Source organism: Paenibacillus campinasensis, assembly GCF_002272015.1.
Taxonomy (GTDB): Bacteria; Bacillota; Bacilli; order Paenibacillales; family Paenibacillaceae; genus Paenibacillus_AQ; species Paenibacillus_AQ campinasensis.
Genome location: NZ_NPBY01000021.1, coordinates 105,965 through 125,059 on the forward strand (window position 1 = coordinate 105,965; position 19,095 = coordinate 125,059).

At 52.8% G+C, this 19,095-nt stretch carries 10 protein-coding genes and 1 pseudogene; 5 read left to right on the plus strand and 6 right to left on the minus strand.

Annotated features, from left to right (window positions below):
• Window positions 1–28: 28 nt before the first annotated feature.
• The gene (locus CHH67_RS06650) at window positions 29–1,675 is read right to left on the minus strand and encodes a DUF4179 domain-containing protein (RefSeq protein WP_095264295.1); all 1,647 of its coding nucleotides are present in this window, start codon (window positions 1,673–1,675) and stop codon (window positions 29–31) included.
• Entirely contained in the window at window positions 1,662–2,195 is a 534-nt protein-coding gene (locus CHH67_RS06655; RefSeq protein WP_095264296.1) for an RNA polymerase sigma factor, read from the minus strand. Before CHH67_RS06655 ends, CHH67_RS06650 begins: the two co-directional genes overlap by 14 nt.
• Window positions 2,196–2,627: 432 nt before the next feature.
• Between CHH67_RS06655 and CHH67_RS06660 the strand changes: the two are divergent.
• Window positions 2,628–3,094 (plus strand): annotated as a pseudogene (locus CHH67_RS06660) (VOC family protein).
• 188 nt (window positions 3,095–3,282) lie between these two features.
• On the opposite strand, the gene CHH67_RS06665 reads toward CHH67_RS06660, so the two are convergent.
• The 3 genes from CHH67_RS06665 to CHH67_RS06675 form a co-directional block, all read right to left on the minus strand.
• Window positions 3,283–6,084 carry a glycoside hydrolase family 3 protein gene (locus tag CHH67_RS06665; RefSeq protein WP_095264297.1) on the minus strand — a complete coding sequence of 934 codons (2,802 nt, stop codon included), beginning with the start codon at window positions 6,082–6,084 and terminating at the stop codon, window positions 3,283–3,285.
• Between the two features lie 555 nt (window positions 6,085–6,639).
• Window positions 6,640–7,521, minus strand: coding sequence for a carbohydrate ABC transporter permease (locus CHH67_RS06670; RefSeq protein ID WP_095264298.1), 882 nt, complete (start codon window positions 7,519–7,521; stop codon window positions 6,640–6,642).
• Between the two features lie 36 nt (window positions 7,522–7,557).
• Window positions 7,558–8,484 (minus strand): ABC transporter permease, encoded by a 927-nt coding sequence (locus CHH67_RS06675; protein WP_095264299.1) that lies wholly within the window; start codon window positions 8,482–8,484, stop codon window positions 7,558–7,560.
• 472 nt (window positions 8,485–8,956) lie between these two features.
• On the opposite strand from CHH67_RS06675, the gene CHH67_RS06680 reads away from it, so the two are divergent.
• From CHH67_RS06680 to CHH67_RS06700, 4 genes are all read left to right on the plus strand, one after another.
• The gene (locus CHH67_RS06680; protein WP_095264300.1) at window positions 8,957–11,233 is read left to right on the plus strand and encodes a helix-turn-helix domain-containing protein; all 2,277 of its coding nucleotides are present in this window, start codon (window positions 8,957–8,959) and stop codon (window positions 11,231–11,233) included.
• A 168-nt stretch (window positions 11,234–11,401) separates the two neighbouring features.
• A complete protein-coding gene (locus CHH67_RS06685; RefSeq protein WP_244908112.1) occupies window positions 11,402–12,883 on the plus strand; it encodes a DUF3502 domain-containing protein in 1,482 nt (493 codons plus the stop codon).
• Between the two features lie 396 nt (window positions 12,884–13,279).
• Complete coding sequence (locus tag CHH67_RS06690; protein ID WP_095264302.1) at window positions 13,280–14,641, plus strand: alpha-L-fucosidase; 1,362 nt, start codon at window positions 13,280–13,282, stop codon at window positions 14,639–14,641.
• Window positions 14,642–14,877: 236 nt separating this feature from the next.
• Entirely contained in the window at window positions 14,878–17,988 is a 3,111-nt protein-coding gene (locus CHH67_RS06700) for a beta-galactosidase (RefSeq protein ID WP_095264304.1), read from the plus strand.
• A 259-nt stretch (window positions 17,989–18,247) separates the two neighbouring features.
• Here the strand turns inward: CHH67_RS06700 and CHH67_RS06705 are convergent, their stop codons facing one another.
• Window positions 18,248–19,000 carry a Crp/Fnr family transcriptional regulator gene (locus CHH67_RS06705; protein ID WP_095264305.1) on the minus strand — a complete coding sequence of 251 codons (753 nt, stop codon included), beginning with the start codon at window positions 18,998–19,000 and terminating at the stop codon, window positions 18,248–18,250.
• Window positions 19,001–19,095: the final 95 nt, after the last annotated feature.

The following is a 19,095-nucleotide window of genomic DNA, read 5'->3' on the forward strand; positions in this document are numbered from 1 at the left end:
GGTTCTTGTTATTTGCAACGTTAACAAGCTACTTTTCCGCTTTAATCGGAATGCGAAGAACATCGTCACGCTTATGAGTGGTATATTTCCAAATATAGATCTCGAGCTCAGTTTTGTTGAAATTCTCATAGACATCTATACGTTTATTGTTGTCATCGCCCAGTATACCGATCATGGCCGGCATGCCATAGTTCCGTTCTTTGCCGTCCAAATAATAGGTTTGATTGACGCCGCCGAAGTCGGGGTCGGAACTCAAGGACTCCACATAGAGGTTATTATCCTTCATGTAATAGGTCCATGTGATCGGATAACCGGCAATGCTGGACGTGAAGCCTTGATGTTCAGCCGAAATATCGGTTAAACGGATCGGGCTCGTGTCACCGGCAAATTCATCGACGCGGTGCTTGGCAACGAGAGATACCGGTTGATCCGCTAGATCGGAGGCATCGAGTCCCGCCATTTCAAATCGCAGCTCCGTCTGGTAATTTTTTCCCTCCACAAGCCATATTCCTCCGCTTAGCATGTTTCCGCCAACGTCCAGCTGATAGTTCATATACGGAAGACGCGAATATTTTTCTTTGTGGGTCAGAACGAGCCGGACTTGGGTCGGCGTCACGATCATTTCATGAATCATGGTCCCGTCAGCGACCTGATCTACAGGGATATTCAGTGCCTGCTTAAAGGTGCTGTTATCCATATGTTTCTTGGAAAGGGCCATATTTAAACCCCAGGTCCCGTCCGCGGTTTCGAGTGTTCGATCATAGGTCAGCTGGAACGTCGTCCCCTCCGCTTGCAAGGACTTAGATTTGAATATTTGCTGGCTCAAATACTCTCCGGAGGCTCCCGGGGTTCCAAATACAGAGGTCTGTGTTTCCTTGATGATACCTTCCTTATCGTTCATAACCTCAATCCGCACCCAGCTTCTGTTCCTCATCTTGGCATCGGTAAACGTAACCGCTGATTGAATCATTACCTGTCCATCGGGCTGCTCGAATGACTGCAGGGTTACGTTGTCAATGCCATCCTTCTGAATAGTGAATACCTGCGTATTCGGGTTGTGAGGGTCATAGTCGAGCGGCTGCCGCCCAGCATCGGTAAAATGGATATTCTCGATCACAAGGGCCACATCCGCCATCTGTCCATCAGCAACCCAATCGGTTTCGAAATATCCCTGAAATACGCCCAGTTCCTCATTCCATTGATGGAAATAACGGCCCTCGATAAACTGCCCATTCTGATCTCTAAGCCCGATATGATCGAAGGCAGCGTGACCATCCGTCTGTTCACCTGGATTCAAGCTGTACAGCAGAAAGGTTCGGTTCTCATCGATAAACGCCGTATGCACCGTTAAGGTAATGCCGTCCTTCGTAACAGATTGCTCAATCGTTTGTCCAAGCCCCTTCTCCAGTGCAGTTTGAATTCCGGCCCTGTAGGATAGAATATTGGACCAGTCAACGTTCAAGGCCGCATAGACAGGTGTTGCCATCAAGGCGACGGAGATTCCCGTGATGATGGCAATCCGTTTGCGATTTCGCAGACGAGGCGGAAGCGATTCACCCACTGCCACCTTCAATTCGTTCTGCTCGATGCTGCTCCACATCCGGTCAAAATCAGGTTCCGGCACATGATTGGCCGTTTTCATCTGATGCTTCAGATTGTTCTCAAGGCGTTCCATATTGTTCCTCTCCCTTCACCCCATAGCGGTTATGGCGTTCGAGCTTTTTTCGCATAATTTTCAATGCTTTATGAATTCTTGACTTCACCGTGCCGACAGGAATGTTCAACGTTTCGGCAATTTCTGCAATCGACAGCTCTCCGATATAGCGGAGTGTGATGACAGACATCAGCTTGTCTGGCAATTGCCGCAGCAGATGCTCCCATTCCGCCGCCGCTGCTCTTTCCAGCACGACAGTATCCACCGACTTCACCGCAGCGGCGGTCTGCTCATGCAGCCATTCGACTTGGCTCTGCTTCTCCCGCTGGGTCTGATTCCTTCGAAGCAAGTTCAGGCAATGGTTCATCGTGATCCGCATAATCCAGGCGCGGATATGCCCGACATTTCTCCAATCCTGACGAAATACGGTCACGAAGACGTCGTGGCAGAGATCTTCCGCATCCTGCGCATTTCGCAGCATGTAATAACAGGTGCGGTACACATCCTTGTTATAGGCATCGAATAACTCGCGTTCCGTCAATCCAAGGCACCCCTTTCTTTTTCGTTATGCCTTATAGACAATTGACCCCGGAAAAGGGTTCATCTTTTTTTGAAGGATCACATACCTTGCTATGTATTGATTCCATTCTAACAAAAAAGAACCTCTGCCCATCGTATAAGAAGGAGAGAGGTTCTGTGGATCTGTGGATAGGCTTAGAAGCCATCGTCATGCTCGTCCCCTGGGTCGGTGGCTGCCATGCCTGAATACCGTTCTCCAAACGCTCAGAGTATAGCAATTCATACAATAAGGCACGATATCAATCTGTTATCGGTCGCCAATATCCATATTGTGATAGAATATAATAATCGTTATGGGATGACCGAAACGAACAACAAACTGTGACTGTTGGCTTTATCTTGCTGAATAAACTGACGATGCTTGAAAATTCATAATAACAAAGGTGTGTGTGAAATGATTAAAGGATTATATGAAGCACATTTACCAGTAAGAAATTTAGAAGTTTCGATAGAATTTTATAAAAAATTGGGTTTAAATTTTGCTTGGCGTGATGATGACACTGCTTTCTTTTGGATAGAAGAGGGAAAAGTTGGCTAGGTTTATGGCAAGGAGATGAGTATAAGACTCCTTACCATCCTTCATTACGACATATTGCTTTTGGAGTATCATATGAAGATTTGAAAAAGTCTTTAAAATGGTTAGAATCTATTCAAGTTGAAGCTGTACCGTTTGGCAGAAGAACATCTGTAGAGCCATTTATTCGTCCGAATCAAGGTAACGCTTCCGTTTATTTTAATGACCCAGATGGTAACAGTTTAGAATTAATATGTTATGTTCCAGTTCCAGATGACTTTAAAAAAATTACTGATAAGTTGTCTTTTGAGGAATGGGAAAAACTTATGAATAATGATTTGAGATGAGATTGAACCACCTTCTAAGGAGGGTGGTTCATTTTTCACCCAGAATCAACATTTGAATTTAACATAGCCAAATCATAAAACGTATTTACCAATTAAGACAGCTACAGAACCCCATCCTTAACTTGATCTAGCCCTCTTTTTTAAAAGTCGACGTAGGCGTCAACGTACTTCTGCATAACGTATTCTGCTCAAACCATGCGGAACCAGCTGATTTGCACTTCGCCTTTCAATGTGAGGAAGACGTCAGCCCGTCCGGATAATCCCGTCAGCTCCGCTTGAACAGTGGTCCAAGCCTGGCGTCCCCCGGTTGGGATAACCTTGCAGGTTCCAGCGACGGGGCCGTCCGGGCTGCCGGTTGTAATGACGATCTCTCCGCCTTTAATATGGCCGGATACTCTCGCTTCGAATGTTGCCGGGGAGTCGCCGAGATTCACGTCATGGAAAGCGATCCAGCCGTTGTCCTGAGCGAGACGGATACTTTCGCCGCCTTCACGACACTCATCAATGAATACGCCGCTGTAGTTATCATAATTGACCGCTCTGACAGGCTCCGACAGCAAACGCGGAGGGATGGTCTCGCCATCGACATGAAGAACGACAGTTTCCGCGATCTGCTCCGAGGAAGAGCCGATCATGACGGTGTACGCGCCCGTTTCGACACAATAACTCTCCCGTGTCACATCCCATATGGCGAGCTCCTGTGCGCGCAGCTCGAAGGTGACGGTCTCGGAGGCGCCGGCTGCAAGATGCAGGCGACGGAACCCTTTTAATGTTTTGAGCGGACGCGGAACACGGGATTGCTGGGCCTTCACATAGAGCTGAACAACCTCGTCCCCGTCCATCGGACCTTCATTCCGGACCTGAACCGATACGGTTACGTGAGCATCCCCGTTGATTCGCGGAGCACTCAATTGCAGGTTGGTATACGTGAAACTGGAGTAGCTGAGCCCGTGTCCGAATGGATAGAGCACCTCTCCGTCAAAATATTGATATGTCCGCTTGCCCTTAATAATATCGTAGTCCATCAGGTCAGGCAGCTGATCAACGGACTTGTACCATGTCATGTTCAGCCGTCCGGCCGGGTTGTAGTCCCCATACAGCACGTCAGCCACCGCATGGCCCAGTTCCTGACCACTGTGTGAAGTGTACAAGATGGAAGGGACATGCGCTTGTTCCCAGTTCACCGCGAATGGATAGCTCCCTACCAGCACCACCACGGTGTTCGGATTGGCCGCGTATACAGCCTGAATCAGCGCCTGCTGGGACGGCGGAAGCGTAATGTCCGGCCGGTCGATGGTCTCCTTGCCGTTAATGAACGGGCTGTTGCCTGCGAATATAACAGCGGTCTCAGAAGTCGCTGCAGCCGCGGCAGCTTGCTCGATGCCGTCTTGTACCCGCTCCACGATGAACGAAGCGCCAGAGACTTCCTTGTGATCTGCCACGAGGAGCCGTCCTTGCTCGTCTGCAAGTACCGGTTTGCCTTCCCACGACATCAGGGCTGCAGTGCCGTCTTCCTGCGTCTGGAAGCGGAAGGCTTCCTTGACGAACCAGCCGCGCGCTTCTTCCGCTATGGCCTGTAGGCCGGCTTCGCTCTCTGTCACATATAGGCGAGAGGTGACTTCCCGCAGCGTCTCGCTGCCCCAGCCCCAGTCGCAGCGCTCGAACATCGAAGCCTGCGCAGAATCATCGACAGCGGTTACCAGCTGCTTCTCATCGCCGGAGACAACAACATACTTTCCGGTGGCTGCACAGCGAAGACGGACAAGGTCAAGACCCGAATGGAAATGAACGCTGCGTCCATCCATTTTCTCCATCATGCCGGCAAGCGGCGTTACACGGTAAGGCGGAGTACCGCTGTACCAGTCGGTGTATGCTTCGTCTGCGAGCGGGCCGATCACAGCAACAGAGGAGATGTCCGGCTTCAGCGGAAGCAAGCCCTCATTCTTCAGGAGAACCACCGATTCCCGGGCGGCTCTCAGCGACAGCGCGGCATGCTCCGGTGCGCACAGCTTCTCTTCCGGCACATGGCTGTAAGGGTTCCGGTCATCCGGATCAAATTCGCCAAGCCGGATGCGGACCCGGAACGTGTTGGACAACACATGGTCAAGGTCGCTTTCTGCAAGCAAGCCCTGGGCCAGTGCATCCCGAAGAGCCTGGAAGGAAATCTCCTGGTCGTCGGTGATGCTGTCGATGCCGGCTTTCACGGATCCGGCGACCGCCTCGGCGTAGGATGCGGTATATCCATGATCCATCACCGTTCCGAGCACGTCGCCCGCATCGCCCACGACGAAGCCGTCCATGCCCCATTCCTTTTTCACGATGTCGTTCACTTCATGATTCAGGTTGCACGGGGTGCCGTTAATGCCATTGTAGGCAGTCATCATGGAGCCTGCGCGGCCATCGCGGAAGGCGGGTTCGAAGGCTTTCAGATAATATTCACGCTTGTTGCGCGGGTCGATACTGACCGCGGCGCTCCCGCGATCCACTTCGTTGTTGTTGCCGTAGAAATGCTTGAGTGTGGCTACCGTTTTATAGTAGAAAGGATGGTCGCCCTGCATTCCCTTTACCAATTCAGTCGAGAGCACGCCGGTCAGATGCGGGTCTTCCCCGTAAGCCTCCTCGGTTCTGCCCCAGCGCGGATCACGCTCCATATCAACGGTCGGCGACCAGATCGTCAGCCCGTTAATCTCCCGGTTGCGCTGGTAATAGACGCGGGCTTCATCCGCAATGACCGAGCCGATACGGTGCATCAGTTCAGGGTTCCATGTGCAGGCAAGCCCGATATTTTGCGGAAATACAGTGGCTTCACCGAGCCAGGCTACCCCGTGCGCACCTTCTGTACCGTGCTTGTATTTGTGAATGCTAAGACGCGGAATGTCCGTTTGGTATTGGCACATCAGCTCGATTTTTTCTTCGAGGGTCAGGCGGGAAATCAGGTCAGAAACGCGTTCCTCCAGAGGAAGGTCAGGATTTTGAAAAGGATAATTCATCGTCGAAAACCTCATTTCTTCAATAAATGTGTAGCGGTATTTGTTTGTAAACGCTATCATATATAAGAAGGTTGTCGGTTCTTGTCACATTCCCGACAGAAATAAGAATAGGCAACTTTAGCATAATGGCTTTAAGCGCAAAATAATACCGGGATAATTAGCGCCGTTTTCATGTGGAAATTTCGACTCTTGATAGAAGCGGAAGCGTAGTTCTCATAAAAACACCCGCCAGGAAAGGTGGACACCTTATCCGGGCGGGTGAGAGCTGCAATATGACTTTACGACAGGAGAGCCATTCTCCTTATGATTGAGCTTGAGTCTCATCATCCGTGTGTGCCTTCATCATTAGAAGCGGAGGGGAAGAGGGGGACTCGTGAAGCAGAGCGTTCGCCTTTGCCCCCGGATTTCAACCGCTGAGGCGGTGAATGAAGAAATATGAGGGCAAGAGCATCGGAAGTCCCCCCTTATTCCCGCAGAGGCACATATCTCGTCGAAAATTAAGCACGGGGTCATGAGCCTATTATATAATAGGAAGCTATTTTTGCGGGATTGCTGCTATTCTTTCAGAGAGCCGATCAGCAGTCCCTTGATGAAATATCTTTGCAGGAATGGATAGAACAGCACGACCGGACCGATGGTCAGAATGGCCGTGGCCATTTTCACGGATTCCTGCGGCAGCGCCTCGACACCGACCAGCGCGCCGCTGCTCTGCATTTGCTGAATCATGCTGATTTCGGAGTTCAGCTTGAACAGCAGGTATTGCAGCGGATACAGCTTCTCGTTATCGACGAGCATGATGGCATTAAACCAGTTATTCCAGTAGCCGATCCCGTAGAAAAGCGTAATGGTTGCCAGTACGGGCATACAGAGCGGGAAGAAGATGCGGAAGGCGATATAGAAATCGCTCGCGCCGTCAATCTTCGCCGCTTCCGTCATCGCTGACGGGATCTGTGACATGTAGTTGCGGACCAGGAACAGGTTGAATGGATTGAACACCAACGACGGAATAATGAGTGCCCAGATCGTGTTGTTAATCCCGAGATTCAAGTTGATCAGATACCACGGAACGAGCCCGGTGTTGAACACCATCGTAATGAAGAAGAACAATCCGAGGCCGTTGCGATAGCGGATATGCTTGGCGGCCAGCGTGTACCCGGCCATCCCCGTAATGGTGACAGCCAAGAGCGTACCGACGACCGTAATAAAGATCGAGATCATATAGCTGCGGTACAGCGGGGTGCTTCCAAGCAAGAGCAGCTTGTAGGCATCTAGTGAAAATTCGCTTGGGAACAACTGATAGCCGAACTGCCGGATGCTGGTTTCATCCGTGAAGGAAACCATGAGCACAAGCAGCATAGGCAATATGCACAGCAATGATATAAGACCGATGATAACCGCATTGACGGCATCAAATAATTTAGGTCTGGTGGATGTCATCAGGTTCTCACTCCTCTCCGAGCTGTTGCGGATCGATTAGAACAATGCATGATCCGGATTGATTTTCTTCACGATTTTATTGCTGCCCCATACCAGGATGAAGCCGACGACGGACTGATACAGACCAACGGCCATTGCCTGGGCCGGGTTGCCGATCGTACGGAGGGAGCGGAACACATAGGTATCGATGACGTCGACCGTCGGATACAAGAGACCGTTGTCCTTGACGATAGCGTAGATCATGTCGAAGCTGCCGTACATAATTTTGCCGAGCGCCAGCAAGGTGAGGATGGAGATCGTCGGCAGCATCAACGGGATCGTAATATGGCGAATAAGCTGCCAGCGTGTCGCGCCGTCGATTCGACCTGCCTCATAATAGCTGTCATCAATGCCGGTAATCGCGGCCAAATATATGACCAGATTCATCCCGAGGTCTTTCCATACAGCGGCAATGGTCAGAATCCAGGTCCAATATTCCGGAGAAGCGTACCAGTTGACCGGCGAAATGTTAAACATGGCCAGAACCCGGTTGATAATGCCGTAATCGGTGGACAGCAGACTGTAAATAATGTAACTGACGATGACCCAAGACAGAAAATGCGGAAACAAAATGGTGGACTGGGTCACTCTGGAGAACCAGCGGCTCCGAAGCTCGTTAAATAAAATGGCGAGCGCCATCGCGGCCAGCGTGCCGACGACAATGAACAGGAAATTCAGCTTCAACGTATTGAAGGTAACCTCCCACGCCCGGGGGGACGAGAAGAAGAACTTGAAGTTATCGAGGCCCACCCATTCTGAATTGAAGATTCCTGTCTTGAAGTTGAACTTCTGAAAGGCAATCAGCATGTAAGGGAGGGTTAAATAACCGAATACCAGCGTGTAGATTGCAGCCGGAATGACCAACAGATAGGCTGAGCCATTATTGCGGAGTTCCCGCAGAAGGCCGGTGCGGTTTTTTTTCATGAACTAGGCACTTCCTTTCACTTGAGTATGTCGTCTGCAGGTCGAAGTTTCTGCTTTCAGTGTAAAGAGAGTTGCCGTGAGCAGTAAACTATGAAAATAGGGTTTGAGCGGATTGGAAGGGAAGAAAGATCACTTTAAAAATCGATAAAAACTTCAAATTTGAGCATCAAAAAACGGGGTTCACATATTGAATATGGGCCGAAAGACCTTGATATAACAGCATTCTTGAGGGAGTGTCCCGTTTTTGTCGCCAATATCCGACATTTTTTAGAATGCGTTTTCATATTGCCCAATGGGATAAGCAATTGTAAGATGAGAGTAAAGCACAACCGGATCCATACTCCATCTCACTTTGATAGTAGTTACATTGAAGTTACATGAAATTAACTCATACCTTACGTTTGTTGTCAACTATAGAGAGAATAAAGTGGCGGCAAATAAACTTCAACGAAGATAGCAAGGGGGGGAGAAAATGATCAGACAGAGATTATTCCGTTATGCTGTGTACCGAAACATGTTTCTCAGCTTTGTATTGCTTACGGCGGCCATGATTGCTCTTGTGACTGTAGTCCTGTTTGTGTTGTTCTCCTGGAGTACGGCGAAAGAAGTAGGAAAGATCTCCGAGTCCATGCTGAAACAGAACAGTGCCGTCTCCAGCGTCATTCGGGAGCAGGTGTATAATGTCGGCAATTTGCTGCTTAGCGATCAGGAGATCGTGAATGCCCTATTGGACAAGGAAGCTACACCGCTGAAGCAGTATGGGGTATTCACGAAGCTGGGCCAGATTCAGTCCACGTACCCATTCATTCATTCGATCGGCATATACAATGGCTCCACTCACTCGTATTTGAATACCAAGGGCATCACGCTTGAGGAGGAGGAAGAGCTGCTCGGGGAGATTAACAGCAAGAATGCGTCGTACTTCCAGCTGTTCCGCCGTCAGCTATCGATGGCCGCGATGGGCAAAGGAAAAGAGGATGTACTGACATTTGTCCTGCTTCCCAGCTACTATTCCCCCTTGTCTGCCAAAGGCGCCATCGTCATCAACATGAGCACAAGCGGACTTCAGGATCTGATCGGGGGCTACAGAAATGAGGCGATCGGCTCCCTGTACGTTATTGACGATCACGGCAACGTGATGACCCACTCGGAAGAAACCTCCATCGATAACCTGTCGGAAGAGCCTTATGTACAGACCATCCTGGCTTCCGATAAGGAGGGCGGCTATTTCACCAAATCGATTGACGGGCGCAAAAGCATTGTCACCTATGTGAAATCCAAGGATTTAAACTGGATCTTTATGAGTGTCAATAAATATCAGAATGTGCTGTTCAACATGCAGGCGCTGAAGCAGGCTGCGCTTGGCCTGGCATTCGCTTGTTTCGCGATCAGCATTCTGCTGTCGTTCTGGCTGACGAACAACGCTTATAATCCGATCCGTCAGCTGCTTGAGAAAATGACGTCCATATCCAAATCCAAGGGGGTTCGCCGCCAGATCAACGAGTTCGATCTATTGGACACCACCTATGCCGAGCTGACCGAGAAGATGCGGTCCATGGAATCGGAAGCCTCCCTCGCCCGACAAGCGCTGGTGCTGCGGCTGCTCAAGGGCGGCGATGAGCGGATGTTCCAGCGTCTGGTGGAGCACAGTCAAGGCGTTTGCTTCGTGGCCATTGCTATTCTGCTTGATAGTGAGGACGGCTCGCCGGCAGGAGACGAAGAAGGACGGAAGTCATATTCCTGTGCAGCCATATCACGCCTTGCTCAGCAGGTTCTGGAGTCCGAAGGGGCCAGTGTGGCCGCGGTGGAAGAAGGCACGGCTGCTGTCATTCTGCCGCTGAAGCATCAGCATCTCCCGATCCATCTGGTCGGGATGCTGGAGGATCTGCAAGGGGAAATTGCACGCACGCTTGGACTGTCGGTCACGATTGGAATCGGTTCGGTGGCGGAGAATTACGATGAGCTCCGCGAATCGTTCAGATATGCGCAGTCTTGCTTCCGCCAGCGGTTTTTTGAAGGAAAGGGCAAGGTATTCCACTGTGACCCGCTGGTGGTGGAGGAAGACAGTCAGACCGAGGCGATATATCCGGATAAGCGGGAGAAGCGGATTGTCGAGGCGATCAAGCTGCAGCAGCTGGACAAGCTGGAGAAGGAAATCGACTTGTGGGTGAAGGACATTCGCGGATACAGCTACCATGAGGTGATGTTTTTCATCAATCAGTTCATCGGCGGTCTGTACAAGCAGTTGAATGTGCATTCCGTAAAAAACCGGGAGAGTGCCGAGCTGTTTCTCGAATTTACCCGGGATATTACACGCTTTGAGACGTTGCAGGAGACGGCAGCTGCCTTGAAGGAGCTTGCTGTCCGAATCTGCAGCCTGTCCGAGGAATCCGGGGCGGTGCGGCATGCGGAGGTTGTTGATTTCATCCAGGCCTATGTGCAGCAACACTATTCCCGGCCGGATATGTCGCTCGAGCAGGTCGCTGGGGAGGTCAAGCTCTCCCGAAGCTATGTCGGCAAACTGTTTAAAGCGCATTGCGAGCTGTCCTTCAACGATTACCTGAATGCGGTTCGTCTGGAGAAGGCGAAGGAGCTGCTCACCACGACAGAGGAATCGGTCCAATCGATCAGTGAACAGGTCGGTATTATGAATACGACCTATTTTTACACACTGTTTAAAAAGCACTATCAGATCTCGCCCGCGCAATTCCGAAGCCAACATGCGATAGCCGCCAAAAAAGCGCAGTAGTGAACATATTCGCCGTTTTTAAAATCGAGAAATTCACGATTTTGAAGTATACGTAATTAAAGTTGTCTCCTTATGATAGGAATCGTACCGCAGGTCAAACAAAATTGAAGTCAGGGGGAGACAGGCATGAAAAAAAGGAAAGTGTCAGTACTTTTGTTAGCTGTCTTGATGTTGGCCACTGTAATTGCAGGATGCTCCGGAGGGGGCGACGCGGGAAGCGGCAGCTCGGCCAGCGGCGGCAACGGTGACAATGGCAGTGGCGGTGCCAAGCTGCCGGTTCGCTATTTGCTTCCGGGTTCAGCTCCACAGGATCTGGATACCGCGGTTAAGGCGATTAACGAGAAGCTCGAGGCGGACGGTCTTAATCTGACCTATGAGCCAACCTACATTCCATGGGATGTATGGGACCAGAAGACAAACCTGATGATGTCGACGGGCGAGGAATTTGAGTTGATTGCCATCATGCATGATACCAAAGGACCAACGGTGCTTGCCGGTAACGGAGGAATTATTCCAATCGACGAGCTGCTGGATCAATACGGAAGCGAACTGAAGGCTTCCATGCCAGAGTGGATTTGGGAGTCATCGAAGATTAACGGCAAAATCAGCTATGTGCCTAACTTCTGGGCAGATACGGCGTTTAACGATGGCATGTTCACCATCCGGACCGATCTCTTGAAGGACAACGGATTTGAAGCGCCAACTACGCCGGCAGAGCTCTTGGATGCCGCTGAGGCGATCCAGAAGAATTGGCCTCAGGACAACAAGAATGTATACATGAAAGTGCTGGAGGAGCCAGCATATTTCCTGCACCGGACGTACGATACGTTCCCGTTTGCAGTAATCGACAACCTGATCTACATTGACCAGCAGGGCAATGTACAGTCTTGGCTGGAAACCGAGGAGTTCAAACAAGATGCAGCGTTCATGAACGAGGCGTATCGCCGCGGATTGATCATGAGCGACCTGCTGACAACACCGGGCGAGGTCATCAACCAGGAAGAGCTGGCAGGGCGCTACCTGTTCCGTCCGGGCGATGTGGGACTTAGCGATACCGTTCGCGAGTCGTTCCCGAATGCCCAACTGGACATTTACTATCTGGCAGATCAGCCGAAGTTCAGATCCTATGCCATCCGCAACTCGAACGGTGTGTCGGCAACGTCCCCGCATCCGGAAGCTGCGATCCAGTTCCTGAACTGGGTGTATAGCAGCCAGGAGAACATGGATATTGTACAAAGCGGCGTAAAGGGCGTGCACTGGGAGGACACAGGCAAGAACACCAAGGACATTCTTGCCAAGACAGAGAATGGATCTCCGGCCTATGAGCTGGCTTACTGGCTGGTTGGTCATGTTGAGATGAACCGTTATCCAAGCAATATGGACAAGGCTCGTCTGGAGCGCAGAACGACGATCGCTGATGATGCTGTCAACAGTGTGGCGATCGGCTTCACCTTCGACCCGACACAAGTGGCGTCTCAATATGCCAACGTTGTGGCTGAGCTGAAGACCAGTGTATATCCGATTATGCACGGTGTTGTAAGCTATGAGGACAACTACGATAAAATGATGTCGGCAATGAAGGCTGCCGGACTGGATGAAGTGGTCGATGAATTCAGAACCCAGTTCGAAGAATGGAAAGCAAGCCAATAATAATTGGAGCTTAACGTCATGATAGCATCAGGATGAATGTATAACGAAGGGCGCTTGCCGGTTCTTACAACGGCAAGCGCCCTTTTTTATCGTGTGCAAAGAGGGGATGCACAGGCACAGAATCGACTTCAAAATCGGGGATTATGTTGCATTTACGGGGATTTGCCAAAATTGAAGTTTTCCCTCAAAAGTAAACTGTTCAAACCGGCCCTGTTCAAGCTAGAGTATGGGCATAACCATGCCTAGATCCCGAAATGATCGGGATGAGGTTTGTATGTGCAAGGGATGAAGTTTGCAGGTTCGAAGCGGAAATGAAATTTGTGAAGATGATAGCGGCCCTGTTGTCAGCGGCGAGTTCATAAAGGGTGGGCGCGTGCATCTGAAGGAGGATAACATATGACAGAACAGCAGCGAACGTTCAGAGAGGGATGGAAGTGGTTCACAGACAGCCGTTACGGCATGTTTATTCATTTTGGGCCTTATGCCCAGTACGGGCGGGGCGAGCAGGTACTGTTCCGGGAGCACCTGGACCAGCAGGAATACGCCCGCCAGGCATGCGAGTGGAACCCTGCTTTTTTCGACGCAGAGTTATGGGCATATACCGCTCGCAAGGCGGGGATGAAATATGCATGCCTGACCACAAGGCATCATGATGGCTATTGTCTATGGGATACGAAGACAACCGATTACTCCAGTGCCAAGCAGGCAGCGGGCCGGGATTTTGTCCGCGAGTTTACGGAGGCGTTCCGCAAGGAAGGACTGCGGGTGGGCCTTTATTATTCCTGGATTGATTGGCGGATACCGGCCTATTTTGACGGACCTGAGAAGGACCCTGAGGGCTGGGCGGTGATGAAGGACTATCTGCATGCCCAGGTTGAGGAGCTGGTAACGAACTATGGCCGGATTGACCATTTCTTCTTTGACGGGGTATGGCCAAGAAGTGCGGAGGATCTGGACAGCATCAGACTGGTGGAACGAATGAAGCAGATTCAGCCGGACATTCTGGTGAACAATCGTCTGGGCCTCTCTCCGGAAGAAAAGGCGCATGCCGATGGCGGCGGAGGCTCCGGAGATTCCGACGTCCTTGGCGATTTCGGATCACCGGAGCATGTGATTGAGCCTGACCAGCACCGCTTGTGGGAATCCAACCAGGTGACGACCTGGCGGCTGTGGGGCTATACGAATGGCGAACGATGGCGTCCGGCTGATCTGCTGCTGGATATGCTGTGCGAATGCGCGGAGAAGGGCGGAGCTTCAGGAGGCAATCTTCTGCTGAACGTCGGGCCTCAGCCAGACGGCCAGCTGCCGCCGGAATTTGTAGAGCGTGCGCTTCAGATCGGACAATGGCTGGAGGTGCACGGGGAAGCGATCTATGGCTCTGACGGCGGGAATCTGACCGAGTTCATCACGTACGGACGCCAGACGATGAAGGACAATTATCTGTATCTGATCATCCGCTTCTGGGATGGCAGACCTGTGCTTCGATTGGCGGATCTGGTAACGCCTGTCCGCAGCGTTACGCTGCTTACGACAGGGCAGAAGCTCGAATTCCGGCAGGAGGGCGATGTGCTGTGGATCGAAGGATTGCCGAAGGAGCGGCCTACCGCGCTGTTTCCGGTGATCCGTATCGATTGTGAGGGCAGACCGGAGACGAATCAGTGGGGACGTGAGCGATTGTGGACGGGAGACCCGGCCAGAATTGCGGACTGGGCCCGGTCGCGGGGAACCTCCGTCTATGTCGATGGACAGTCGAGGTAAGTGTATCCGGACAGCTTGCCCATAACTCCGATCCCTATCCGCAGCGGGCTGGGACGGGGGCCGACGCCGGGGGCGGTCAAGCGGCTTCCGGAAATCCGCATGTTGCGCTCGCTGCATATCTGGCACGAGCAGACCAAGCCGCGCCCTCGAATTGCGCGGCTTGATGGGATGACCGCGGCGTCGTCCGAGCAGCGCAGGAGGATCACGGACAACATAATCAAGGGGATGAATAGTCGATGAAAATGCTGTTATTTTATGATGAGAAATTTCCATATGACGGGATGCGCCCAACTGCAGAAGTATTGAACCAGATTCAGAGCTGGGCCGATCTCGCCGATGCGGAGCAGCTTGCCGAGAGAATTCAGGAGGGCGGATGGGATGCGCTCATTCACCTGCACGGTCCATATTTTCCGAAGCAGGCTTGGACAGCCATCGAGTCGTATTTGAAGGAGGGCGGGGGGCTGGTCTATGCCGGCGGCGTCCCGTTCCGGAAACCGGTGCGGAAAGTGGACGGTCAGTGGTTCGTCGAACGGGAGCAGGTCGGTTATCATCAGCGGATGGACATTCATGACGCGCTCGCGGTTGATGTATCCCGCGTTCGACATTTGAGAGCGTCGTTCGAATTCCCAATCCTGCAGGGCCGCGAACATCTCTTCGAGATCGAGCCGACCTGGGGATTGACGCTGCATCCGACCAAATCGAGCGATATTCCGGCAGAGATGGGTTCCTGCGGCCCGATGGATGCGGTGATCTCTCCGCTTGTTATCGGGGTGGACAAGGACAATCGGGAGCGCAGTGCCCCTGTGGTGATGCTGGAGCAGAACAAGGGAGATTATGCCGGAGGCCGCTGGATTCTGATCCATCAGCAGCTCGGGGCGCCGTTCTGGAACGAAGAGGGAGCTGCGGTGCTGAAGGAGCTGGCGCAGTATGCAGCAACCGGCGTGACAGAGCTATGGCTTAAGCCAAACTATGCTTCCTACGAGCCGGGCGAGCAGCCGGTCGTGACCATTCAGCTGCAGTCGCTGTCCCGCACATCAGCGCCAGCCACAACCTGGCATTTCCAGGTGACGGTGCTGAAGGAAGGGGCTCCGAAGGCAGCGTGGTCAACCCGGGTGGAATGTGAAGCAGGCCCGAATCAGCGGGACTTACAGCAGCTGCGTCTGGCCGTTCCGGTTGCGCTGGAAGCAGGGCTGTACCGGATCGTGTGCGAAGCGAAGTCGGAGGCCGGGGAACGCAGAATATTGACCCAGGCGATCTGGGGCGTGGATCGTCCGCTCCTGCAATCGGGTGAACGGCTTACTTGCGGTCGCGACTATTTCTATCGGGGCGGAAAGCCGGTGCCGATTGTTGGCATGACGTATATGACCTCTGATGTGGCGCGTAAATTCCTGCATCTGCCAAACGTGCAGCGCTGGGATGCGGATATGGCGGAAATGAAGCGGGCCGGGATCAATCTGATCCGTACGGGAATCTGGACGGGGTATCGCATGATCATGTTTGCCGACGGGCATGCGGCCGAGGATGTCATGCGGGCGATTGATGCCTTCATCCTGACAGCCAAGCGGCATGAAATCGAGGTGACGTTTACCTTCTTCTCGTTTGCGCCGGAAGCCTGGGAAGGGGTCAATCCGTACCTTGATCCGCGTTCGGTTGAGGCTCAGAAGCGCTTCATCGCTTCGATTGTGACGCGGCACAAAGGGACGACCAACGTACACTGGGATTTGATCAACGAGCCGTCGCTGTTTGATCCGAAGCGCATCTTCGAAGGCCCGGTCTCGGTTGGCGACCGCTTTGAGCGCAAGGCGTGGGCCGAGTGGCTGCATGCGCGTTACAACGGGGACATCGGCCTGCTCCAGGAGAGATGGAACATGACGCCGGACGAACTGCCGACATTCGAAGCGGCCAAAGCGCCAAGTCCGGACGACAAGCTGTTCAACAGTGTGCTTCAACCGAAGAAATGGGGACCTTGGCTCGATTTCACGCTCTTCTCAATGGATATGCACAACCGGTGGGCCTCGGAACTGATCGGCACGATTCGCCGCTCAGATCCGGATCAGCTTGTGACAGTCGGGCAGGATGAGGGCATCTGCTCCCAGCGTCCGTCCCCGTCCTTCTATGGCCCTGCCGTGGACTATACGACCGTGCACTCCTGGTGGCAGAACGATCATCTGGCCTGGGACGGTATCTTCACCAAGACGCCGGACAAGCCCAACCTGATTCAGGAGACGGGCATCATGCATGTACAGCGTGCTGACGGCATCGCCAAGCGTACGGAGGAAGAGCTGCGCAATATTCTGGAGCGGAAATATGCGTATGCCTTCTCGACAGGCGGCGCAGGAGCGGTGCAGTGGATATGGAACATTAACTATTACATGGACAATGCCAACGAATCGAACATCGGTGCGCTGCGTGCAGATGGAACCCAGAAGCCGGAAGCGGATGTGTCATATGATTTTGGCCGCTTTATGGCGGAGGCGGCGGAGCTGTTCGGCGACCGCAGGCTGGAGGATATCGCGGTGGTGTTCCCGTACTCCAATGACTTCTCCAGCCGCAAATTCGCCTATGAGGCTACAACCCGGGCGATGCGGACGCTGACCTTCGGCATGAACGTGCATCCGCGGGGCATCGGCGAATATCAGCTGGAGGACCTGAAGCGTTATCCGGCGAAGCTGATCATTGTCCCGAGCGCTCATAACTTCGATGACGATGCCTTCGAGCAGCTGATCGCATTGGCGAAGGAGGGCAGCACGGTCCTGTGGACAGGCCCGCTTCGTACAGATGCGTACTGGGGCGATGCCGGGCAGCGGCTGAAGCAGGAGATCGGCGAGACCGTGAACGGCAATATTGTGCGGGAAGAGATGCTGATGCTGGCTGAAGGCAGCTATCCGGTCTCCTTCGGGGAGCGGAAGATCAACACACTGGCCGTGGATCGCTCACCTGACCGCCCTGAAGGCGCACTGGCGCCGGTTACGGTATCGCTTGGCGCGGGTCAATTCATCTGGTGTCCGCTGCCGGTCGAGCTTAACGAACGCTGGGAGCCGATCCAGGCACTGTACAAGGAAGCGATCCAGGCTGCCGGAGCGGAGCAGGAGCTGGAATGGCTTAAGGGTGCCGGATTACCAGGAGTATACGGCCGCAAGCTGACATTTAATGAAGGCAGCCTGTATATCTTTGTATCCGAGTATGGAGCGAGCGCGGAGCTTGAAGTTCGTGATCCGGTGACGGGAACGGCGTATGCCTTTACGCTGGAGCGTGAACGCACCGTCATGTTTACGACGGATGGGGATGGGCGCGTCCGGACGGTATACCGGCCGGAGGAGGTTTCCATCCAGGCTGTCCGCAGATAAGGGGCGGGGGGCGAACTCTACGAGGACGAGTAAGTACCTGACAGCACTTTCGCTTCATGCTCCTGTTGTGCAGTAGGCCCAAGGCTAACAAGGGAATGGTGAGCCTCGGGACAGGGGAAGAGACGAGCAATCCTATAGAGAAGTTCCGTTCGTGGATGACCCGGGCGGTATAGAAATGCAGAATAGAAGCCCTTCTTGGGAACGTGGATCTTTCATCCATGTTCCAAGAGGGGCTTCGTTATTGACGGGCTGTCGTATTTTACATGCGGCAGACTTCCTTGGGACAGTCCTCGCAGTGGCATATATTGCGCAAATACTCGGGATTCTTCAGGATGATGCGCCCTTTCTCGGTGGTGATGACGCCGAGCCCGCGCAGATCGTTCAAGATCCGGTTTACGCTCTCCCGAGTTGAGCCAATCATCTCAGCCATCTCCGCATTGGTAATGCGTTTGCTGATCATCATGGCGGAATCGCTATCCCCCTTGGAGGTCCCGTACATATTGCATAGCCGGAGCAGCAGTGAGCAGAGGGCGCCGGATTTACCGAACAGCAGCAGATCGCGGAATTTCGCCTGGGTCGTCCGGTGCAGCAGTGCCATCCAGTTCGTGAATTCCAAGGCAAAAGAACCGCTGGTAACGATCAGCTTGTCCAGATCCTCACGCTGCACGATCAGCACTTCGGCGTCCTCCAGAGCACGGGCCTCAAAGCGGTGAACAGCGGTCTGCTCGGGATCGGGCTCGCCGAACAAATCGCCGGGAATATGAAGCGACAAGGTGACAGCGGCGCCGTCCGCAAGCAATTTGGATACTTTGAAGCTTCCCTTCTTCACCAGATACAAGCGATTGGCCGGGTCGTTCTCCCGGTACAGATAGTCCCCGGCAAGCAGCCGTACCGGCTCAGCTATATCTTGCAATGTCTGGAGGTGCGCCGGGGAGAACACGGCCGTGGATCCACCCGCAGGCGGCAGCGTTTCTCTGCGCGAGCGTGTCTGTGTTTGTGCGTGTTTTTTCATAGGCTCTCCTTTCCCTGATACAGGTTGAATGTTTCTCTTCGATCGAAGCTGTACTTCAACATGAATCGTACTTCAGCGATGGTGTGCGGTGTGCG